We start from the raw sequence: 18840 nt of genomic DNA, 5'->3' as shown, positions 1-18840 counted from the left end.
GAAGTTCCGAACGGGTCAGACGCGCAGGATCGCGCCGGGATACCGCGCGACGGCGGCGTCGGCGGTGAGGAAGGTCAGACCCTCGACGCGGGCTTGGGCGATGAGAAGCCGATCGAACGGATCGTAGTGCACGAAGGGCAGAGTGCCGACCGCAAGCACATGCGCGGCCGACACGGTCAGTTCGGCATAGCCGTTCTCCAGAAGGCCCCGCCTCAGATCGCTCGCCTCGCCTCGAAAGCCGGAACGACCCGTACCCTTCTTGACGACGAACTCCCAGAGGCTGACGACGCTGAAGACGAGTTCATTCGCCTCGTCCTCCATCGCGGCCTGCGCGCGCGGCGATAGCAGTTCAGCTCGCTCGGCGGCCCATATCAGAAGATGCGTATCGACAAGGAACCTCACCTTTGGCGGTCGCCTGCATTTGAAGCGTCGTCGGCGGGGGTCTCGTTGGTGTCCTCGCCTTCGAACATCCGGCAAATCTCGTCGGCATACATGGTGTCAAAATCGGCGGGAACCTTGAACTGGCCCTTCATGAATCCGAGGCGCTGCTGCTTCCTGGGCACCTCGGGCTCCAGCGGCACGACCTTCACCATCGGCTTGCCGGCCTTGGCGATCACAAAAGCCTCGCCGCCCGCCGCCTCTTCGACGAGACGCGACAGATGCGTCTTCGCCTCGTGCATGTTCACCGTGCGCATGGGGCACCCCTCGACTTAGTTCACCCAACTTAGTCGAGGGGGACGCTACTCGCAAGCTTAGCGCTTGATCTCCCAGGTCGTGACGCGCTCGCCGGTGGCCGGGTCCTTGCCGTCCTTGAGCTGGATGCCCTGCGCCAAGAGTTCGTCGCGAAGGCGGTCGGCCTCGGCGAAGTTTTTCGCGGCCATGAGGTTCTTGCGAGCCATCACCGTTTCGCGGATCGCGGTCGTATCGAGGCCCAACAGCTTCGCCGCTGCCAGTTCCTTGAGCGTCGGCTTCGAAACGGGAACATAAGGAACTCCGTCCGATCCGCCTTCGACCTCGGCCATGCGAGCCGCTTCCCCGTCGATCTCGTGAGACGTTGGACTGACCTCAGATGCGATGACGCTCTGCCATGGCCCGATTCCGAGAAAGTAAAGGTTCGCGGCCAGCGTCTCGGCCGGCTTGTGACCGGAGCGGATCTCGCCTTCGAGCTTGTTCAACTCGAACATGACCGAAGCGAAGTCGAGATCGTCGCTGAGGGCTGCAACGATCTCGGAACTCGGAACGAGTTCGAAACTGTGCAGAGCCAGATCGCCGACCAAAGCCGCCCATGCCGCCGATTTCGCAGCCGCCTCCTCCAGCCGCCGGACCGAGAAGTCGATCGGCTCGCGATAGTGGGTCATCAGCATGGCGAGGCGCAGAACCTCGCCCGGCCATGGACGGCCGCCGAACTTGGTCGTGCTCAACAATTCGTCGATCGTGACGAAGTTGCCGTCCGACTTCGACATCTTCTTCCCCTCGACCTGGAGGAAGCCGTTGTGCATCCAGATCTCGGCCATCGTCTCGGTGCCGTGGGCGCAGCGGGACTGGGCGATCTCGTTCTCGTGGTGAGGGAAAATCAGGTCGAGGCCGCCGCCGTGGATGTCGAAGGTCTCGCCGAGATAGGCCTCGCTCATCACGGAGCATTCGATATGCCAGCCCGGCCGGCCGCGGCCCCAGGGGCTGTCCCAGCCGGGCTCCTCCGCATCGGAGAGCTTCCAGAGCACGAAGTCGCCGGGATTGCGCTTGTGCGCGTCCACCGCGATGCGGGCGCCGGCCTGCTGCTCGTCCAGCCGGCGGTTCGAAAGACGGCCGTAATCAGCCATGGACGTGACGTCGAAGAGCACCTCCCCCGCCGCGACATAGGCATGGCCGCGGGCGATCAGCCGTTCGATCATCGAGATCATGTCCGGCTTGCCGTCGCCGCGCGGCGCAACGAAATCGGTGGCGCGCGGCTCGAAGCTCGGCGGCAGGGCGCCGAGCGCCGAGACGTCGCGATGGAACTGCGCGGCCGTCCCCTCCGTGACGCGGCGGATCGCCTCGTTCAGCGGCAAGTCCGGAAAGTCGCGGGCCGCCCGCGCGTTGATCTTGTCGTCGACATCCGTGATGTTGCGCGCATAGGTGACGTGGTCCGCCCCGTAGAGATGACGGAGCAGCCGGAAGAGCACGTCGAAGACGATGACCGGACGCGCATTGCCGATATGGGCGAAGTCGTAGACCGTCGGACCGCAGACATAGAGGCGCACCTGCCGCTCGGCCTCCGGCACGCCGCTCTCCGGCCGCCAGTCGATCGGCCGCAGCGTTTCCTTCGTGCGGGTCATCGTATTGGTGAGGCGCAAGCCCCGGACGCCATCGTCGCTCATCGCCCGTTCCCGGCTCTGGTTTCATGCGGGCGGCGCCGTCGATAAGGCTCCGCCCGCAGCCGCGATAGAGACTCCCGCCGGGATGGGCAACCTCGCGAAGCGCGCGCCGCCCGCGCCAACCGCTCGGCCACGGGAATCCCTGTTGCGGCGTCGCCACTTAACGCCTTCAAGTCGTCCGGTAAGAATTCGTGTTTAAGGTTCGGTTATCATTCGCCTCTAAACTGTCTCAATCGCAGCCGCTCTAGGGGCTGCACGAGCCCGAAGCGGCCGAACCCTTGGAAAGTGACATGAACCAGACCGTAGTGAAGTTTCGTTCGAAGAGCGAACGCGAGCAGGACGTCAATCTCCTCGCCCAGTATGGCGAGATCGGCATCGCCGCCATCAATGCGGCCAACCAGGCCTTCCGCGGCAAGCACAAACAGCAGCAGATGCAGCAGCAGGCTTCCGAGCAGATGCGCGCCGTCGGCTATTCCGACTGATAGCCATCAGTCCGACTGATCACATCGGTCCGACCGATGGCATCGGTCCGATCGGAAACGGGCCTCGCCCGCCAGGGTGACGCCGGCGTTCATCGCACGCCGGCCATGCCGCCGATCCCAGAACGACAGCGCCCGGCGTCGAGCCCGGCGACATACGCTCTCAGCCGAGGCGACCACAGTCTGCAAACACCCGCTAGAAGAGGCTGCCCTGCGCCGGCCCGTCCGGCTTCGCCTCCGCCACCCGATCCGCGCCCTCGACGGGCTGCTGGAGATCGGGGCCGACATGGGCCACCTTGTTCACACGATCCGACACAGCGACCGCTTCGAAGAGGTCGTCGGCCGCCGGCATCAGGAGATCGGCGACCTCCCGGGGCTCGAAGGCACGGCAGTTCAGCCATCGCGCGATCTCGTCGGGCTGAATGACGACCGGCATCCGCTCGTGGATCGGCGACAGCGTCGCATTGGCCGAGGTCGTGAGGATCGCAGCCGTGTCGATCTCCGATCCGTCGGGCGCGTGCCATGTCTCCACGATCCCGGCGAAGACGATCGGCCCCCGCGATCTCGGGCGGATGAAATAGGGCTGGCCCTTCGTGCCCTTGCCGTCGCGCCGCCATTCGTAGAAGCCGCTGGCCGGCACGAGACACCGGCGATGGCGCATCGCGCCGCGAAAGCTCGGCTTTTCCGCCGCCGTCTCGGATCGTGCGTTGAAGGTCAGCGGAAAGCCCTTGGCATCCTTCAGCCAGCCGGGCAGGAAACCCCAGCGCACGAGCCGCCCCTCGCGCCCCTCGGTCATCGCCTCCGGGCGTGCGTCGCGACCGCCGAGCACCACGAGAATCGGCTGGGTCGGCGCGATGTTGTAGCGCGGCGGAAAACCGTCGAGCTCGTCGAGATCGAGGAACTCGGCGACCTCCCGAGGTGTCGCGGTCAGTGTGAAACGTCCGCACATGGAAGGGGTTGAGCCTCAAGGCGCCCGCGCCGTCAAGCCGCAAGGCTCTTGCCGGATCGCGCCCCGGCGTTTAACTGCCGTTTCATGATCAGCGCTGCGCCTCTGGCCGACACCAAGCCGCCCGTCCTCGGCGTATCCGCCTGCATCTTTCGCGCGCGGAAGGTGCTGCTCGTCCAGCGCGCCAACCCGCCCTTCCAGGGCTTGTGGAGCCTTCCGGGCGGGCGCGTGCGCTTCGGCGAGCGCCTGGAGGCCGCCGTGCGCCGCGAGGTCGAGGAAGAGACCGGCATCGCGCTGCCGCGTTACGCCTTCTACTGCATCCACGAGGCGATCGAGGCGGAAGCCGGCATCCACGCTGTGATCGCGGTTCACCGCGCTGCGCAGGAGCTTCCCGTCGGCATCGAGCCGGAAGCCGGAGACGATGCGCGCGCCGCCGTCTTCCACGAGGTCGCGCACTTGGCCGCGATGGAGAGCGAAGGCCTTCTGACCGGCGGCCTCGTCGAGATCGTCGCCTCGGCGCACCGCTCGCATCTCCTGGGCCTCTGAGCCGTTCGCTCGTCTCTCATGTGGCGCGAATGGCGCAGTGCGGGATGAATTCCGACGGCCTTTTTCGCATTCCTTGCAAAAGCCTTAAGGAGGCTGCAGATCGACGGTCATGACCGAACGTCGATCCGTTTCCAGCCTCGTACCGGCGCTGCTCCTGGCGGCTGCCCTGGTCGCGGGCGGACCGGTTTCGGCGCAGGAGCCGCCTTCGTCTCCGGACGTGCCCGCGGCCGAAGCGCCGGCAAAATCCTCGGCCAAGGACAAGGCGAAGGACGCAGAGAAAGCCGAGGAGAAGCCGGCCGCGACCGCGCCCTCGAATGCGAGCTTCATGAAGCCGCTCGGGCGTCTCTCCTCGATCCTCGGCTCCGTGCATTTCCTGCGCACGCTCTGCGGCGATCCCGGCGCGGCGGTGTGGCGGCAGAAGATGAACGAGCTGCTGGATGCCCAGGCGCCGAACGAGGCGGACCGCAAGATCCTGATCGCCAGCTTCAACAGCGGCTATCGCTCCTTCGAGTCGACCTATCGCCAATGCACGCCCGCCGCGCGCCTCGCCGTCTCGCGATATCAGGCCGAAGGCGCAACACTCAGCCGGGAAATCGGCACCCGCTACGGAAATTAACGCTTCGCTAAGGATCAGCGAAAGTCGGACGCCAGCCTGCCGCAGGATCGTGTAGGACCTTAACGACAGGTGAAGCCGAAAGGCTCAATGAGAGGGATCGGGATGATCGATTTGCAGAACGCCGAACTCGACGCGATGATCGAAGCCGAGAAGAAGCAGGTTGCGTTCGAATATCACCACGAGGCTTGGGCCGACGGCATCTCCGACGGGATCGAAGCCGAGATCCTGGCGGAAACGGCCATTTCCACGGCGCTGACCGAGCTCGTGCGCCTGCACGGCGAGGAGGAGGTCCTGGAGCTTCTCGTCCGGCTGCGCGAGCGCATCGAATATGGCGAGTTCCGCGCCGACCGGAACCTGCAATAGGCGCGCCGTTTTGCGGGCGCGAAAGAAGACGAGTATGATCGACGTCCATCTTGCCAAGCTCTGCGGGGCCCTCGGCCTCGCCGTCCTGCTGGCACAGCCGGCTCACGCCTTCTCGCAGATCGTGACCAAGGACGGCGTCGCGCAGCAGCGCGAAGGCATCGTCTCCGTTCCGCTGCCGCCGCTGGCCGGCACGGTCACGCCCTCGGCTTCGCCGGAACCGGCAGCGGCGCCCGCAGCGCCGGTCGCCAACCCGCCCGTTGCCGCTCCAACCGCTCCTGCGGATGCCGGGCCACAGCCGACGCCGCCGGCGGCCCCGGCCACGCAACCGCCCGAGAACGCCCCGGGTACCGAACCCGCAGCGCCCGACGCCGCACCCGACGGCGAGGCTCCGGATGGCGAGGGCGCAGAGGCGCCGACCACCGGCGAGATCGACCCGTCGACGGTGCCGGCCGGCGCGATCGCCAAGACGATCGACGAAGAGGATGCAGGTCCGCCCGCCGTCATCGTCTATGGCGAGGAAGGCCTGCCCAAGCCGGTGCGCGATCTGCGTCACACCCTGATGGCCATCGCCAAGACCGGCGATATCGAGGCGCTGCGGCCCTATATCCAGGTCGGCGAGGAGGGCACGCTCCTCTCCTTCGGCGAGGCGAGCGGCGATCCCATCCAGTTCCTCAAATCGGCCTCCGGCGACGGCGAAGGCGTCGAGCTTCTCGCCATCATGCTGGAGGTTCTGGAAGCCGGGCATGTGCGCAACGAGCCCGATTCCGACAACGAGATCTTCGTCTGGCCCTACTTCACGGCGGTTGCCGTGGACAAGCTGACCAAGCCGCAGAAGGTCGAGCTCTTCGAACTCGTGACCGCCGGCGACTATCAGGAAATGCTGAACTTCGGCGCCTACAACTTCTACCGCATGGGCATCTCGCCGGACGGCAAGCTGCAGTTCTTCGTCGCGGGCGACTGAAGGCCCGCGCATCGAACGCTCTTCGAAGCAGTTGCTCCGATCCCGGCCGGCCTATTTCAGCCAAGCCCTTCCGAAAAACGCACCGGCTGCCCCTCGCCCGGCGCGACGATCTCCCCCTCCCACATGATCCGCTGCCCGCGCACCACCGTGCCGACCGGCCAGCCCGTCACCTCGACGCCGTCATAGGGCGTCCATTGCGCCTTCGAGCCGATCCAGGCATTGCGGATCGTCTCGCGGCGCTTGAGATCGACGATGGTGAAGTCGGCGTCGTAGCCGCGCGCGATCCGGCCCTTGCCGGCGATGCCGAAGATGCGCTGCGGGCCGGCGGAGGTGAGGTCCACGAAGCGGGCGAGCGACAGACGGCCGTTCGCCACATGGTCGAGCATGATCGGCACGAGCGTCTGAACCCCCGTCATGCCGGAGGGCGACTGGGGATAGGGCTTGGCCTTCTCCTCCAGCGTGTGCGGCGCGTGGTCGGAGCCGAGAACGTCGATCACGCCGTCGGCCACGCCCCGCCAGATCCCGTCGCGATGATGCGCGTCGCGCACCGGCGGGTTCATCTGCAGAAGCGTGCCGAGCCGGGCGTAGTCGGCCGCGCTCATCGTCAGATGATGCGGCGTCGCCTCGGCGGTGACGAGATCCTTGTGCCGGCCGAGAAACTCGATCTCCTCCGCCGTCGAGATGTGGAGAACGTGGATGCGTGCGCGCACCCGTTCGGCGATCGAGACGAGGCGCTCCGTGCAGCGAAGCGCCGCCACGGCGTCGCGCCAGACGGGATGGGAGGACGGATCGCCCTCGACGCGCTCGCCGAGCCGCTCGCGAAGGCGGAACTCGTCCTCCGAGTGGAAGGCGGCGCGCCGGCGCGTGCGCTTCAGGATCTCCGACACGCCCTCGTCGTCTTCCACGAGGAGGCTGCCGGTCGAGGAGCCCATGAAGACCTTGATGCCGGCCGCCCCCGGCAGGCGCTCGAGGTCGGCGACATCGCCCGCATTCTCGCGCGTGCCGCCCACCCAGAAGGCGTGGTCGCAGTGCATGCGCCCCTTGGCTCGGGCGAGCTTGTCGGCGAGCGCGGCCTCACTCGTCGTCAGCGGATCGGTGTTCGGCATCTCGAAGACCGCCGTGACGCCGCCGAGCACGGCCGCGCGCGATCCCGATTCGAGATCCTCCTTGTGGGTCGGGCCGGGCTCGCGGAAATGCACCTGGCTGTCGATCACGCCGGGCAGGATGTGCAGCCCCCGGCAGTCAACGACCTCGCCGGCCGAGGCGGCGTCCAGCGAGCCGATCGCCGCGATCTGACCGGCGCGGATGCCGATGTCGCGCAGGCCTTCGCCGTCCTGGTTGACGACGGTGCCGCCCTTGAGGATGAGATCGTAGCTGATGGGCACGGGCGCATTCCTTTCGCGGCTCGACCCCGCCGGGACACGGGCGGGGAGCACGGCCTTGCTTGTGACTTCGGGCCGGCGCGTCTACGTAACCGAAGAGACGCAGCGAAGCGAGACGCCATGCCCTTTGCCCGACTGGCCGACCGCCGCCTTCTTCTGGTGAAGGGAGAGACGGCTTCCGCATTCCTCCAGAATCTCGTCACCTCCGATCTCGACGCGATCGGAGGTGACGAGGTTCGCCCCTCCGCGCTCCTGACGCCGCAGGGCAAGATTCTCTTCGACTTCCTGCTTAGCCGGATCGAGGACGGCATCCGCATCGACGTAGCAAGCATCGCGCGCGCCGATCTCCTGAAGCGGCTGACGCTCTATCGCCTGCGCGCCCCGATCGCCTTCGAGACGCCGGAGACGGAGGTCTTCGCCATCTGGGACGAAGAGGTCGGCTCGGTCGACCGTCGCTTTGCCGAGACGTCCGTCCGCCGGCTCTACGGCGAGGCGCCGGCCGGCATCGAGGAGCGCCCGTCCGCCGAGTTCGAGGCCCTGCGCATCCGGGCCGGCATCGCCGAGGCCGAGCGCGACTTTCCCGCCTCCGACGTCTTTCCGCATGACGTTCTTCTCGATCAGAACGCCGGCGTCTCCTTCAAGAAGGGCTGCTATGTCGGCCAGGAAGTCGTCTCCCGCATGCAGCATCGCGGCACCGCGCGGCGCCGGCTGGTCCTGGTCGAGGCGGACGGCCACCTGACGCCGGGCGCCGAAATCCAGGCCGGCGAGCGCCCGATCGGCACGGTGCTGACGGCGACGGGCGGCGCGGGCATGGCGATCGTGCGCATCGATCGTCTCGCCGCCGCGCTCGCCGCCGATATCGCGCTCGCCGCAGACGGCGTGAGGGTGGACGTCGCCATTCCGCCCTGGGCCGGCTACGTCCTGCCGGAGCCGGCTCCCGCCGGCGAGGATGCGGGCTCGTGAGAGCGGAGAAGGCGCCGCGCGTCTGGCAGCGCATGCTGTCGGGGCGAAGGCTGGATCTCCTCGATCCCTCCCCGCTCGATATCGAGGTGGAGGATATCGCGCATGGGCTCGCCCGCGTGGCGCGATGGAACGGCCAGACGCGCGGCGAGCACGCCTTCTCCGTCGCCCAGCACTCGCTGATCGTGGAGGCCAATGTGCGCCTGCCCGAGGACGATCCGCGCTGGCGTCTGGCCGCGCTCCTGCATGACGGCCCGGAATACGTGATCGGCGACATGATCTCGCCCTTCAAGAGCATCGTCGGCGGCGACTACAAGCTGGTGGAGGAGCGGCTGCAGCGCGCGATCCACCTGCGCTTCGGCCTGCCCGCGGTGCTGCCCGCACCCGTCCTGAAGGCGATCAAGGCGGCCGACCGGCTCTCGGCCTATCACGAGGCGACGCGGCTCGCGGGCTTCTCCACCGAGGAGGCCGGCGCCTTCTTCGGCCGCCCCGCCGAGGGCGTGCCCGCGCCGGCGACGCTGGAGCCCAAACCCGCCGAGGTCGTCGGCCGGCTGTTCCTCGCCCGCTTTCGCGAACTCGACGTGCTCGTTCGCGCCGGGGGTGCCACGTCTGGAGCCCGCTGAGACCCATGCCCTATCTCGTCGTCTCCTCGCTGGCGCATCTCACCGCGACCGTCGCCGAACACGGCGCGCTCGATCTCGTGACGCTCATCAACGAGCACGCGATCGTCGAGCGCCCCGCTTCCATCGAGCCGCATCGTCATCTCTTCCTCGGCATGAACGATATCGCCGAGCCCTCGGAAGGCCTCGTTCTGCCCGCCGACTCGCATCTCGGCCGGTTGCTCGCCTTCGGAAAAGCCTGGAGCCGGGAGGCTCCGCTCGCGATCCACTGCTATGCCGGCATCAGCCGCTCCACGGCCGCAGCCTACATCCTCGCCCTCGCGCTGCGCCCCGATCTCGACGAGACGGCGCTCGCCGAGGAGCTTCGGCGGCGGGCGCCGTCCGCGACGCCGAACCCCAAGCTGATCGCGCTCGCCGATGCCGCGCTCGGGCGCGAGGGCCGCATGATCCGCGCTATCGCCGGCATCGGCCGGGGCGCGGACGCCTTTTCCGGCACGCCCTTCGTCCTGCCGATCTGAAATGGGCACGCTGCAGGTCGAGGTCGGGCTGAACGCCGCCATCGTCGCCGTCGGCGGCGACGCGCCCCTCGTCCTGATCGTGCCGGCGGCGGAGCCGGGCGAGCCGGACGGCCTACCCTTCGGCCCCTTCGATCCCCTGCGCCATCGCACCTTCGAGGCGGGACTGCGCACCTTCGTCGGCAGCCAGGCCGGCCTGTCGCTCGGCTATGTCGAGCAGCTCTATACGTTCGGTGATCGGGGCCGGCACCGCGCGGCGGGCGATGCCGCGCCGCATGTCGTCTCCGTCGGCTATCTCGCGCTCGCCCGGATGGAAGCCTCCGCTGATCCCGCGCTCGCCGAGACGGGCGCGGCCTGGCGCTGCTTCTACCGCTATTTTCCCTGGGAAGACTGGCGGGGCGGCCGGCCGGCCGTGATCGACGCAGTGATTCTGCCCGGGCTCCTCCGCTGGGCCGCCATGCCGAGCCCACGAAGCGAGGAGCGCGCGAGCCGGCTCCGCCTCGCCTTCGGCACCGGCGAGGGCGCGAGCTTCGACGAGGAGCGCGTGCTCGACCGATACGAGCTTCTCTACGAGGCCGGTCTCGTCGAAGAGGCGGTGCGCGACGGGCGCTTTCCCGCCGTCTCGGCCGAGGCCGAACTCGGCACGCCCATGCGCTTCGACCACCGCCGCATTCTCGCCACCGCCATCGCGCGGCTGCGGGCCAAGCTGAAGTATCGCCCGGTGATCTTCGAGCTTCTATCGCCCACCTTCACGCTGACGGAGCTTCAGACCGTCGCGGAGGCCATCGCCGGCCGGCACATCCACAAGCAGAACTTTCGCCGCTTCGTCGAGACGACCCAGCTCGTGGAGCCGACGGGCCAGTCGAGTTCCGCGACGGGCGGGCGCCCCGCCGCCCTCTTCCGCTTCCGCCAGGAGGTGCTGAACGAGCGCCCCTCGCCCGGCATCCGCTTCGGCCGCGCGTAGAAGCCGCCGACTGTCCCGAACGTCAGTCCTTCGGCTGGTAGACGTTCTCAGGCCCGGGGAAGCTGCGGTCGCGCACGGCGTCCGCATAGGCCTTCACGGCCTCCGTCACCGCGCCGCCGACATCGCCGAAACGCTTGACGAAGCGGGGCACGCGCGGGCTGAGGCCGAGCATGTCCTCCAGAACGAGGATCTGCCCGTCGCAGCGCGCGGAGGCGCCGATGCCGATGGTCGGAATGTCGATCGCGTCGGTCAGGCGCACGGCGAGCGGCTCGACCACGCCCTCCACGACCACCGCATAGGCGCCCGCCTCGGCCACCGCCTTCGCATCGGCCTCGATCGCGGCCCATTCGGCGCGCTCGCGCCCCTGCGTCTTGAAGCCGCCGAAGCCCATCATCGCCTGCGGCGTCAGGCCGACATGGGCCATGACCGGAATGCCCCGCCGGGTGAGGAAGGCGATGGTCTCGGCCATATGAACGCCGCCTTCGAGCTTGACCGCGCCGCAGCCGGTCTCCGCCATCACGCGGGACGCGCTGCGAAAGGCCGCGGCCGGGCTTTCCTCGTAGGAGCCGAAGGGCAGGTCCACCACGACCTGCGCCCGCGCCGAGCCGCGCACGACGCTCGCCCCGTGCAGGATCATCATGTCCAGCGTCGCGCCGAGCGTCGAATCCAGCCCGTGCTCGACCATGGCGAGGCTGTCGCCGACGAGAATCACGTCGGCGATCTCGTCCACGAGCCTTGCGGTCAGCGCGCTATAGGCGGTGAGCGCGACGATCGGCTCGCCGCCCTTGCGGGCGCGGATGGCCGGAGCGCTATGCCGCTTGATCTCGCTTCGTGCGCTCATGCCCGTTTCCTTCCGTGGCAGCTCCCTGGCGAGCTGAAGCGCGTCCGGCCGTGCCGATTTCGCGCTGGTCGATGAGAAGCACATTTCCGAAGCGCACCGTCACGAGCACGACGGCGGACGCATCCCCGATCGCTGCGATCTCCGCCAGCGTCGCGGCATCGCGCAGATCGACCGAGCGAAGCTCAGCGCGCGGTTCCGCCGCGATCATCGCGCGCACGGCCTCCACGATCGCGGACGGATCGCTTTCGCCCGCTTGCGCCATCGCGCCGGCGCGGTCGAGCGCGCGGGAGATGACGACGGCGGCGCGCCGATCCTCGGCGGTCAGCCGCACGTTGCGCGAGGAGGCGGCGAGCCCGTCGACCTCGCGCACGGTCGGCACGCCGACGACGGCGATGTCCATCGACAGATCGCGCACCATGCGGCGGATCGTGACGAGCTGCTGGAAATCCTTCTCGCCGAAATAGGCGCAATCCGGCTGGACGATGTTGAAGAGCTTGGCAACGACGGTCGCCACGCCCTTGAAATGGCCCGGACGCTGCGCGCCGATGAGGATGGTCGAAAGCGACGTGACCTCGACCGCCGTCTGCATCGGCTCGGGATACATCTCCTCCACATCGGGCGCGAAGACGATATCGACATCGTGCCGGCGGCAGAGATCGAGGTCGCCCTCGAGATCGCGCGGATAGGTCGCCAGATCCTCGTTCGGCCCGAACTGGGTCGGGTTCACGAAGATCGAGAGCACGACGACGTCGCAGGCCCGCCGGGCCTCGGTCGCGAGCGCCATGTGGCCGCGGTGGAGATAGCCCATGGTCGGCACGAGGCCGATCGTCCGGCCGGCGCGGCGGTGATCCTTCAGCGCCGCACGCAGCTCGGCGATGGTTCGCGTGACGAGGGTCTGTGTCATCGATCTCAACCGGTGCCCTTTTATGCCGCACCGTTTGCCAGTTTTGCAGGCGCGCGTCATCCACATTTGCGCATTGCGGTCGCCGATGCGACCCGCATGCTGGAACGGCGCCGGAAAATCGTGTTTGTAACGCTTCGGAGAGCGAATCCTTCGCCGGTTTGGAGTCCATCGATGCGTCTGACGCCCGCCTTCGCCCTCGGCCTTGCGCTCGCCGGCCCCGCAGCCGCCCAGACGGCGCCGTCCGATGCCGGCGCCAAGGCGCTGGCCGAGGAGCTGGCGGTCTATTTCGGCACCTCCGCCTTCGAGGCGAAGGTCGTGACGGTCGCGCCCGAGGGCCCGGGCTACCGCATCACCTTCGCGCCCAATGCCGCCATCGCGCCGCTTCTGGAGCCCGGAACCAAGGTCGAGATCGCGCCCTACTCGATCCTCGCGGCGGAGCGGAGCGACGGAAACTGGGACGTCTCGTCCAAGGACCCGATCAGCGCCGTCTTCGACGTGACGATCGAGGGCCAGCGCCAGACCGGCGACTACAAGTTCCAGGCCGGCACGTTCACCGGCGTCTATTCCCCGAAGCTCGGCGTGTTCCTGTCGGGCACCGCGAGCATTCCGGGCGCGACGATCACCGCCAGCGATCCGGCCTCAGACGTGACCGCGACCTTCGGGGCGATCGGCTCCGAGAGCACGGCGCGCGAGGTCGCGGGCGGCGCGGTCGACGCCGATATCCGCCAGACGATGACGGGGCTCAAAGAGACGGTCGCGGTCAAGCTCGATCCCGAAGCGGGAACGGAGCGCGCCAACGTCGACGTCGCGGTGGCCGACATCACGTCGGCAACGACGATGGCAGGACTCAAGAGCCGAGCCCTTCTCGATCTCTGGGCCTTCGCCGTCGCGCGCGCCGACAAGGACGCCATCGTCAAAGATCAGGAGATCCTGCGCGGGCTGCTCGGCACCGCGCTCCCGCTCTGGTCGAAGATCGACGGCGCCACCGCGTTCAACGACGTGAACGTCACCTCGGCCTTCGGCTCGTTTTCCGCCAAGTCGGCCAAGGTCCGGCTCGCGATGGACGGCATCTCGACCTCCAGCGGCCTGAGCTACGGGTTCGACCTCGCGGGCCTTTCCGCGCAGTCGCCGATGATGCCGGGCTGGGCGGCGAGCCTCATGCCGCGGGACGCCTCCGTCACGATGAAGCTGGAGGGCGCCGACATCGAGACGCCGTTGAAGCGCGTCATCGCCGAGTTCGATCTGTCCAAGGACCCCGCCCTGCCCGAGGAGACGAGCACGGACCTCCTCGCCGGCCTCTCCGAGAATCCCCCGCGTCTTCTGATCGAGAAGAGCCGGCTGACCTCGCGCGATCTCGATCTCACCTTCGAAGGGCAGTTTCTCTTCAGCGCCGCTCAGCCGGAATCGAACGTGACGATCGAGGCGAAGGGCCTCGACAAGGTCATCTCGACCCTCCAGGCCGAGGCCGCCAAGGACCCGTCCGTCAACGAGGTCGTCGGCATGCTGGCGCTGGCGCAGGGCTTCGCCAAGCCGCTTCCGGAGGGGCGCTCGCAGTGGATCGTCTCGGCGAAGTCCGACGGTTCCGTGATCCTGAACGGCAACCAGATCGTGGCGCCCACGCCGGAGGCGGACGAGTTGAACGTGGACACGCCGCCGACTCCGGCGCCGACCGACGAGAACGCGCTGCCCACCGAAGATCCCGCGACCGAGGGCGACGAGCCGGCACCGAAGACGCCCTGACCGGATCGCTTCCGGTCAATCGATCCGAATGTCCAGCCCGAGATCGAGCGAGGGCGCGGACATGGTGATCTTCGAGGTCGAGATGTAGTCGACGCCGCTCTCCGCGACGGCGCCGATCGTGGCGAGCGAGATATTGCCCGAGGCTTCCACGGCCGCGCGCCCCGCGACGATCGCGATGCCACGGGCGAGCTGCTCGGGCGTCATGTTGTCGAGAAGAACGGCGTTCGGCCCCGCCGTCATCGCCTCTTCCAGCTGCTCCAGCGTATCCACTTCGACCTCGACGGCGACGAGGTGCCCGGCATAGGCACGCGCCCGCCACACGGCCTCCGCGACGCCGCCGGCCACCGCGACGTGGTTGTCCTTGATGAGGATCGCATCGTCGAGGCCGAAGCGGTGGTTCGATCCTCCGCCGCATCGCACAGCGTACTTCTGCAGCGCGCGCAGGCCCGGCACGGTCTTGCGCGTGCAGGTGACGCGCGCCTTGGTGTGAGCGATGCGCGCCGCATAGGTCTGCGTGAGGCTGGCGACGCCCGACAGGTGCATTAGAAAGTTCAGCGCGGTGCGTTCGCCCGAAAGGATCGCCTGCGCGGGTCCCTCGACCTCCGCGACGATCGCGCCGGGGGCGAGACGGTCCCCGTCCGTCATGAGACGGCGCATCTCGATCGCGCCGTCCATGGCGCGGAACGCCTCTTCGGCGAGGTCCATGCCGCAGAGAATGCCGGCCTCGCGCGCCCCGATGACGAGACGCGCGCGAGCCGCGGCGGGGATGGTGGCGGCGCTCGTAATGTCGCCGGCCCGGCCGAGATCCTCCAGAAGCGCCACCCGCACGGCTTCCCGAACGAGCGGCAGCGGCAATGTCGGCAGCATGTCGGACGGCTTCATGTCAGCGCTTCCTCGGCGAGTTCGGTCGTGACGCGATCGACCTCGGCCAGCGTCAAGCGCGTGCGGCGGCGCCAGGATTCGACGGGTTCGGGACGATCGGAGCGAAAATGCCCGCCGCGGCTCTCCTCGCGCAGGAGAGCGCCGACCGCCACGAAGCGCGCCGCGATCAGCCGGTTGGCGAAATCGGCGCCGCGCGGCGGCCGTGCCAGGGCGGCCAGCGCCCGCAGAGCCCGGCGCAATCCGCCGGCGTCGCGGATGACGCCGACATCGCGGCTCATGACGGCGCGAAGCTCGCGGATGGCCTCTGCGTCGTCGGCCCCTGCGACGAGCGGCTCGGGGGGCGGGCGGACCGTGGCGGGCGCGGCATCGCTCGCATCCGTCAGCGCCTCGGCAATCCGCGCGGCAAAGACCACGGCTTCCAGCAGCGAGTTGGAGGCGAGCCGGTTCGCGCCATGGACCCCGGTCGAGGCGACCTCGCCGCAGGCCCAGAGGCCCGGCACGCTGGTTCGCCCGTCCGCATCGGTGAGGACGCCGCCCATGTGATAGTGCGCCGCCGGAACGACGGGGATCGGCTGGGTCACCGGGTCGATGCCGGCCGCGCGGCAGGAGGCGGTGACGGTCGGAAAGCGCTCGGGAAACGCCGCGCCGACGGCGGCGCGCGCATCGAGAAAGGCGCCGCGCCCGGCGGCCTGTTCCGCGAAGATGCCGCGCGCCACGATGTCCCGCGGCCCGAGTTCGGCGTCGGGGTGATAGTCCGGCATGAAGCGCCGGCCGGTGCGATCGACGAGAACGGCGCCCTCGCCGCGCAGGGCCTCGGTCGCGAGCGGCGCGGGATCGCGGCCGACATCGAGCGCGGTCGGGTGGAACTGCACGAATTCCGGATCGGCGATCAGCGCGCCGGCGGCGGCGGCCATGCCGAGTCCCGCGCCATGGGCCTCCGGCGGATTGGTCGTGACCGCATAGAGATTGCCGATGCCGCCGGAGGCGAGCACGACCTGCCCGGCGGCAATCGTCACGCGTCGGCCGTCGATTGTCCGCGCGACCACCCCGGCCGCCGCGCCGTCCTCGATCAGGAGGCGCTCGGCCACGATATTCTCGACGACCCGGATCGAAGGCGTGGCGCGGACGGCCGCGACGAGCGCCTCCATGATCGCGCGCCCCGCCATGTCGCCGCGCACGCGCACGATCCGCCGCTCCGAATGCGCCGCCTCCCGCGAAAGCTGCAGCCGGCCTTCGAGATCCCGGTCGAAGGGAACGCCATAGGCCAGGAGGTCGCGCACCCGGGCGGGCGCCTCCGACACCATCAGCCGCGCCACCGCCTCGTCCACGATGCCGGCGCCCGCGACCAGCGTGTCGGCGAGATGCTTCTCGAACGTGTCGTCCTCGGCCATCGCCGCCGCGATGCCGCCCTGCGCCCAAGCGGAGGAGGCCCCCTCGCCGATCGGCGCGGCCGCCAGGACCGTGACCGGACGGGGGCCGAGCTTCAGGGCGCAGAAGAGCCCTGCCAGCCCGCCGCCCACGATGAGGATCGACGCCGTCGCGTCGCCCGCGCTGCTCAAGGCTGCCATCGGCCCATCCGCCTCTTTCGTTGAGACCCGTTCCTGCCTGCGGCCGGAGTTGCGCGAGGATGCGCCCGCGAAGAGGCGGCGTCCTCCAAGCCTCCGGCAGCCGCTCAGACCTTGAGGTTCACCATGCGCTCCACGGCGAGGCGGGCGCGGTAGGCAAGCGCGGGATCGACCTCGACCTCGTGCGTCATGGTCAGAAGGCTGTCGAGGATCTTCGGCAGCGTGATGCGCTTCATGTGCGGACAGAGATTGCAGGGCTTGATGAAGGTGACGCCGGGCGCCTCGCCCTCGATGTTGGAAGCCATGGAACATTCGGTGACGAGCAGCACCTTGGCGCCGGGTTTGCGGCCCTTGGCATAGTCGATCATGCCCTTGGTCGAGCCGGTGTAATCGGCGATCGCGACGACCTCCGGCGGGCATTCGGGATGGGCGATGATCTCGATCGCGGGATCGGCGTCGCGATAGGCTTGAAGCTCGGCCGCGGTGAAGCGCTCGTGCACCTCGCAATGGCCCTTCCAGGTGAGGATCTTCACCTTGGTCTGCGCGGCGACGTTCTGCGCCAGATACTCGTCGGGGATGAGGAGCACGGTGTCGACGCCGAGACTCTCGACCACGGCCACCGCATTGGACGACGTGCAGCAGATGTCGGACTCCGCCTTCACGTCGGCCGAGGTGTTGACGTAGGTGACCACCGGCACGCCCGGATAACGCTCCTTCAGGAGCCGGACGTCCCGCCCGGTGATCGATTCGGCCAGCGAGCAGCCCGCGCGGAGATCGGGGATCAGAACCGTCTTGTCCGGGTTCAGGAGCTTCGAGGTCTCGGCCATGAAGTGCACGCCGCACTGCACGATCACCTTGGCATCGACCTCGCTCGCCATGCGGGCAAGCTGCAGCGAGTCGCCGACGATATCGGCGACGCAGTGGAAGATTTCCGGCGTCTGATAGTTGTGGGCGAGGATGACCGCGCCGCGCTGCGCCTTCAGCCGGTTGATCGCGGCGACATAGGGCGCATGGAGCGGCCATTCGATGCGCGGGATATGATGGGCGACGCGGGCATAGAGATGCTCGGTCTCGGCCGCGACCTCGGGCGTGTAGGACAGATCGGGACGCTCGACCGGCTCGAAGGCGGATGCGGCCATGCCGGGCAGAAAGCCGAAGGCGTCGGGGCCCCGCGCTGTCGTTTCGCTCATATGCACCATCGCCGCTCTCCCTACCGCGAAGGTGGCGCCGGATATACTCACGATGAGCATAAGGTGGCGCCGAGAAGACCGGGCTCCCTGCCCGGCTAAACTTTCAGATATTCGCTTCTTCGAGCCGTGACAAGAGTGCTCGGTTGCAACGGCCCATGAACGCCATCGGCCCGGTTGCCGAACGGCTCCGCGGTCGGACGCACGTCCCGATCCGCGTCCTCTAAGCAGCGGGACCAGTGCCGAGCGCGGCGGCGTGAACGCTTGCCGCCCGGATCGCGGCAAGGACACCTTCGCGCGACGGCGGCTCGTCGATGCCGCGCGCATCCCAGACGTGGCGGGCGAAGAAATGGCGCGTCAGGCGAAAGCCGTCGGCGAGCGCCGTCTCGTCGGCGCGCCCGCCCTCCCGCGCCAGGAACTCCGGCAAAGCCAGCATGCGGTCGTGCCAAGGCAGGCCCGCCCCCCGGCTCACCGCACGACCCGATTTCGGCGAGACATAGACGAGGTCCTCGCGAGACCCGGTGGCTGCGCAGGCGCCGAGATCGAGGCCGAAGCCGAGCTCTTCGAGAAGCGCCAGTTCGAAACGCAGGATCAGTTCGCCCGATCGTCCGGCATCGCCGAGATGCTCGGCGATGATGGCCAGTCCGTCGTAGAGCCGGGGATGAGGATCGCGCTCGGGCAGGAGCCGCAGATGCGCGGCGAGAAGTTGGATGCCGTGGAGCCCGATCGGCGTTTCCATCAGGCGCGCCGCCCGAAGCTCGACCGGCTCGATGACGAAGGTGCCCATATGCTCGTCGAGCCGCGCGCGCCAGGTCGCCTCGACCTGGTTGCCGGGCTGGAGCACCGGCTGCTGCTTGCGCGACCGCCCGCCGCGCACGAGACCGAGATGCCGGCCCCGATCGCGCGTCATCAGTTCCACGACGACACTCGTCTCGCCCTGGCGCCGCACGCCGAGGACGATCCCCTCCTCACGCCATTCCATGATCGGACGCCTTCGCCAAGCCTGCCTGCAACC

Annotated in this window: 21 protein-coding genes; 10 read left to right on the top strand and 11 right to left on the bottom strand. The window is 68.6% G+C overall.

Annotation, left to right across the window (positions count from 1 at the left end; translation table 11 throughout):
- Positions 1-15: 15 nt before the first annotated feature.
- Genes ASG62_RS19240 through cysS form a run of 3 tightly spaced genes read right to left on the bottom strand, consistent with a single transcriptional unit; the run spans position 16 to position 2357 of the window.
- Positions 16-402, bottom strand: a complete 387-nt coding sequence (locus tag ASG62_RS19240; protein ID WP_056697263.1) for a type II toxin-antitoxin system VapC family toxin — start codon at positions 400-402, stop codon at positions 16-18.
- Positions 399-695 (bottom strand): type II toxin-antitoxin system Phd/YefM family antitoxin, encoded by a 297-nt coding sequence (locus ASG62_RS19235; RefSeq protein WP_056697261.1) that lies wholly within the window; start codon positions 693-695, stop codon positions 399-401. Before ASG62_RS19235 ends, ASG62_RS19240 begins: the two co-directional genes overlap by 4 nt.
- Before the next feature lie 57 nt (positions 696-752).
- A complete protein-coding gene (gene cysS, locus ASG62_RS19230) occupies positions 753-2357 on the bottom strand; it encodes a cysteine--tRNA ligase (RefSeq protein WP_056697259.1) in 1605 nt (534 codons plus the stop codon).
- 287 nt (positions 2358-2644) lie between these two features.
- Here cysS and ASG62_RS19225 point away from each other — a divergent pair, with 287 nt between their 5' ends.
- Positions 2645-2836, top strand: coding sequence for a hypothetical protein (locus tag ASG62_RS19225; protein ID WP_056697258.1), 192 nt, complete (start codon positions 2645-2647; stop codon positions 2834-2836).
- 193 nt (positions 2837-3029) lie between these two features.
- Here ASG62_RS19225 and ASG62_RS19220 read toward each other — a convergent pair whose 3' ends face one another.
- Entirely contained in the window at positions 3030-3782 is a 753-nt protein-coding gene (locus ASG62_RS19220; protein WP_056697255.1) for an SOS response-associated peptidase, read from the bottom strand.
- Between the two features lie 84 nt (positions 3783-3866).
- Here ASG62_RS19220 and ASG62_RS19215 point away from each other — a divergent pair, with 84 nt between their 5' ends.
- The 4 genes from ASG62_RS19215 (at position 3867) to ASG62_RS19200 (ending at position 6265) form a co-directional block, all read left to right on the top strand.
- A complete protein-coding gene (locus tag ASG62_RS19215; protein WP_056697253.1) occupies positions 3867-4325 on the top strand; it encodes an NUDIX domain-containing protein in 459 nt (152 codons plus the stop codon).
- A 109-nt stretch (positions 4326-4434) separates the two neighbouring features.
- Positions 4435-4941, top strand: coding sequence for a TIGR02301 family protein (locus ASG62_RS25895; protein WP_082537389.1), 507 nt, complete (start codon positions 4435-4437; stop codon positions 4939-4941).
- Between the two features lie 102 nt (positions 4942-5043).
- Positions 5044-5304 carry a hypothetical protein gene (locus tag ASG62_RS19205; RefSeq protein ID WP_156382253.1) on the top strand — a complete coding sequence of 87 codons (261 nt, stop codon included), beginning with the start codon at positions 5044-5046 and terminating at the stop codon, positions 5302-5304.
- A 34-nt stretch (positions 5305-5338) separates the two neighbouring features.
- A complete protein-coding gene (locus ASG62_RS19200) occupies positions 5339-6265 on the top strand; it encodes a hypothetical protein (protein WP_056697249.1) in 927 nt (308 codons plus the stop codon).
- Positions 6266-6321: 56 nt separating this feature from the next.
- On the opposite strand, the gene ASG62_RS19195 is transcribed toward ASG62_RS19200, so the two are convergent.
- Positions 6322-7650, bottom strand: a complete 1329-nt coding sequence (locus tag ASG62_RS19195) for a dihydroorotase (RefSeq protein ID WP_162246033.1) — start codon at positions 7648-7650, stop codon at positions 6322-6324.
- A gap of 117 nt (positions 7651-7767) precedes the next feature.
- Here ASG62_RS19195 and ASG62_RS19190 point away from each other — a divergent pair, with 117 nt between their 5' ends.
- Genes ASG62_RS19190 through ASG62_RS19175 form a run of 4 tightly spaced genes read left to right on the top strand, consistent with a single transcriptional unit; the run spans position 7768 to position 10706 of the window.
- Positions 7768-8610, top strand: a complete 843-nt coding sequence (locus ASG62_RS19190) for a YgfZ/GcvT domain-containing protein (RefSeq protein WP_056697247.1) — start codon at positions 7768-7770, stop codon at positions 8608-8610.
- A gap of 32 nt (positions 8611-8642) precedes the next feature.
- Positions 8643-9230: an HD family hydrolase gene (locus ASG62_RS19185; protein ID WP_056697413.1), complete on the top strand. Its 588-nt coding sequence runs from the start codon at positions 8643-8645 to the stop codon at positions 9228-9230.
- Positions 9231-9235: 5 nt separating this feature from the next.
- On the top strand, positions 9236-9745 hold the full coding sequence (locus ASG62_RS19180) for a tyrosine phosphatase family protein (protein ID WP_056697246.1): 510 nt from the start codon (positions 9236-9238) through the stop codon (positions 9743-9745).
- 1 nt (position 9746) lies between these two features.
- Positions 9747-10706, top strand: coding sequence for an NUDIX hydrolase (locus ASG62_RS19175; RefSeq protein ID WP_056697245.1), 960 nt, complete (start codon positions 9747-9749; stop codon positions 10704-10706).
- A gap of 22 nt (positions 10707-10728) precedes the next feature.
- On the opposite strand, the gene panB is transcribed toward ASG62_RS19175, so the two are convergent.
- Positions 10729-11547, bottom strand: a complete 819-nt coding sequence (gene panB, locus ASG62_RS19170) for a 3-methyl-2-oxobutanoate hydroxymethyltransferase (protein ID WP_056697243.1) — start codon at positions 11545-11547, stop codon at positions 10729-10731.
- Positions 11516-12451 (bottom strand): pantoate--beta-alanine ligase, encoded by a 936-nt coding sequence (panC, locus tag ASG62_RS19165; protein WP_082537388.1) that lies wholly within the window; start codon positions 12449-12451, stop codon positions 11516-11518. The genes panB and panC overlap by 32 nt, the downstream gene beginning before the upstream one ends.
- Positions 12452-12622: 171 nt before the next feature.
- Here panC and ASG62_RS19160 point away from each other — a divergent pair, with 171 nt between their 5' ends.
- Positions 12623-14191 carry a hypothetical protein gene (locus ASG62_RS19160; protein ID WP_056697242.1) on the top strand — a complete coding sequence of 523 codons (1569 nt, stop codon included), beginning with the start codon at positions 12623-12625 and terminating at the stop codon, positions 14189-14191.
- Between the two features lie 15 nt (positions 14192-14206).
- Here the strand turns inward: ASG62_RS19160 and nadC are convergent, their stop codons facing one another.
- From nadC to recO, 4 genes are all read right to left on the bottom strand, one after another.
- The gene (nadC, locus tag ASG62_RS19155; protein ID WP_056697241.1) at positions 14207-15073 is read right to left on the bottom strand and encodes a carboxylating nicotinate-nucleotide diphosphorylase; all 867 of its coding nucleotides are present in this window, start codon (positions 15071-15073) and stop codon (positions 14207-14209) included.
- Positions 15070-16641: an L-aspartate oxidase gene (locus ASG62_RS19150; protein ID WP_056697238.1), complete on the bottom strand. Its 1572-nt coding sequence runs from the start codon at positions 16639-16641 to the stop codon at positions 15070-15072. Before ASG62_RS19150 ends, nadC begins: the two co-directional genes overlap by 4 nt.
- Before the next feature lie 104 nt (positions 16642-16745).
- Positions 16746-17777 carry a quinolinate synthase NadA gene (gene nadA, locus ASG62_RS19145; RefSeq protein WP_413814223.1) on the bottom strand — a complete coding sequence of 344 codons (1032 nt, stop codon included), beginning with the start codon at positions 17775-17777 and terminating at the stop codon, positions 16746-16748.
- A gap of 271 nt (positions 17778-18048) precedes the next feature.
- Positions 18049-18807 (bottom strand): DNA repair protein RecO, encoded by a 759-nt coding sequence (recO, locus tag ASG62_RS19140; RefSeq protein ID WP_056697236.1) that lies wholly within the window; start codon positions 18805-18807, stop codon positions 18049-18051.
- Positions 18808-18840 lie beyond the last annotated feature (33 nt).

Source organism: Aureimonas sp. Leaf427 (assembly GCF_001425485.1).
Lineage (GTDB): Bacteria > Pseudomonadota > Alphaproteobacteria > Rhizobiales > Rhizobiaceae > Plantimonas.
The sequence above is the reverse complement of the archived record's forward strand: the minus strand, read 5'-3'. Positions and strand labels throughout refer to the sequence as shown.

Excerpts from the sequence above, each read along its gene's own strand:
- ASG62_RS19205 (WP_156382253.1), top strand. The coding sequence starts at position 5,044 with ATGATCGATTTGCAGAACGCCGAACTCGACGCGATGATCGAAGCCGAG.
- ASG62_RS19225 (WP_056697258.1), top strand. The coding sequence starts at position 2,645 with ATGAACCAGACCGTAGTGAAGTTTCGTTCGAAGAGCGAACGCGAGCAG.
- panB (WP_056697243.1), bottom strand. The coding sequence starts at position 11,547 with ATGAGCGCACGAAGCGAGATCAAGCGGCATAGCGCTCCGGCCATCCGC.
- ASG62_RS19235 (WP_056697261.1), bottom strand. The coding sequence starts at position 695 with ATGCGCACGGTGAACATGCACGAGGCGAAGACGCATCTGTCGCGTCTC.
- ASG62_RS19185 (WP_056697413.1), top strand. The coding sequence starts at position 8,643 with ATGCTGTCGGGGCGAAGGCTGGATCTCCTCGATCCCTCCCCGCTCGAT.
- ASG62_RS19180 (WP_056697246.1), top strand. The coding sequence starts at position 9,236 with ATGCCCTATCTCGTCGTCTCCTCGCTGGCGCATCTCACCGCGACCGTC.
- ASG62_RS19215 (WP_056697253.1), top strand. The coding sequence starts at position 3,867 with ATGATCAGCGCTGCGCCTCTGGCCGACACCAAGCCGCCCGTCCTCGGC.
- ASG62_RS19200 (WP_056697249.1), top strand. The coding sequence starts at position 5,339 with ATGATCGACGTCCATCTTGCCAAGCTCTGCGGGGCCCTCGGCCTCGCC.
- panC (WP_082537388.1), bottom strand. The coding sequence starts at position 12,451 with ATGACACAGACCCTCGTCACGCGAACCATCGCCGAGCTGCGTGCGGCG.
- ASG62_RS19190 (WP_056697247.1), top strand. The coding sequence starts at position 7,768 with ATGCCCTTTGCCCGACTGGCCGACCGCCGCCTTCTTCTGGTGAAGGGA.
- nadA (WP_413814223.1), bottom strand. The coding sequence starts at position 17,777 with ATGGCCGCATCCGCCTTCGAGCCGGTCGAGCGTCCCGATCTGTCCTAC.
- ASG62_RS25895 (WP_082537389.1), top strand. The coding sequence starts at position 4,435 with ATGACCGAACGTCGATCCGTTTCCAGCCTCGTACCGGCGCTGCTCCTG.
- nadC (WP_056697241.1), bottom strand. The coding sequence starts at position 15,073 with ATGAAGCCGTCCGACATGCTGCCGACATTGCCGCTGCCGCTCGTTCGG.
- ASG62_RS19220 (WP_056697255.1), bottom strand. The coding sequence starts at position 3,782 with ATGTGCGGACGTTTCACACTGACCGCGACACCTCGGGAGGTCGCCGAG.
- ASG62_RS19175 (WP_056697245.1), top strand. The coding sequence starts at position 9,747 with ATGGGCACGCTGCAGGTCGAGGTCGGGCTGAACGCCGCCATCGTCGCC.
- ASG62_RS19160 (WP_056697242.1), top strand. The coding sequence starts at position 12,623 with ATGCGTCTGACGCCCGCCTTCGCCCTCGGCCTTGCGCTCGCCGGCCCC.
- cysS (WP_056697259.1), bottom strand. The coding sequence starts at position 2,357 with ATGAGCGACGATGGCGTCCGGGGCTTGCGCCTCACCAATACGATGACC.
- ASG62_RS19150 (WP_056697238.1), bottom strand. The coding sequence starts at position 16,641 with ATGGCAGCCTTGAGCAGCGCGGGCGACGCGACGGCGTCGATCCTCATC.
- recO (WP_056697236.1), bottom strand. The coding sequence starts at position 18,807 with ATGGAATGGCGTGAGGAGGGGATCGTCCTCGGCGTGCGGCGCCAGGGC.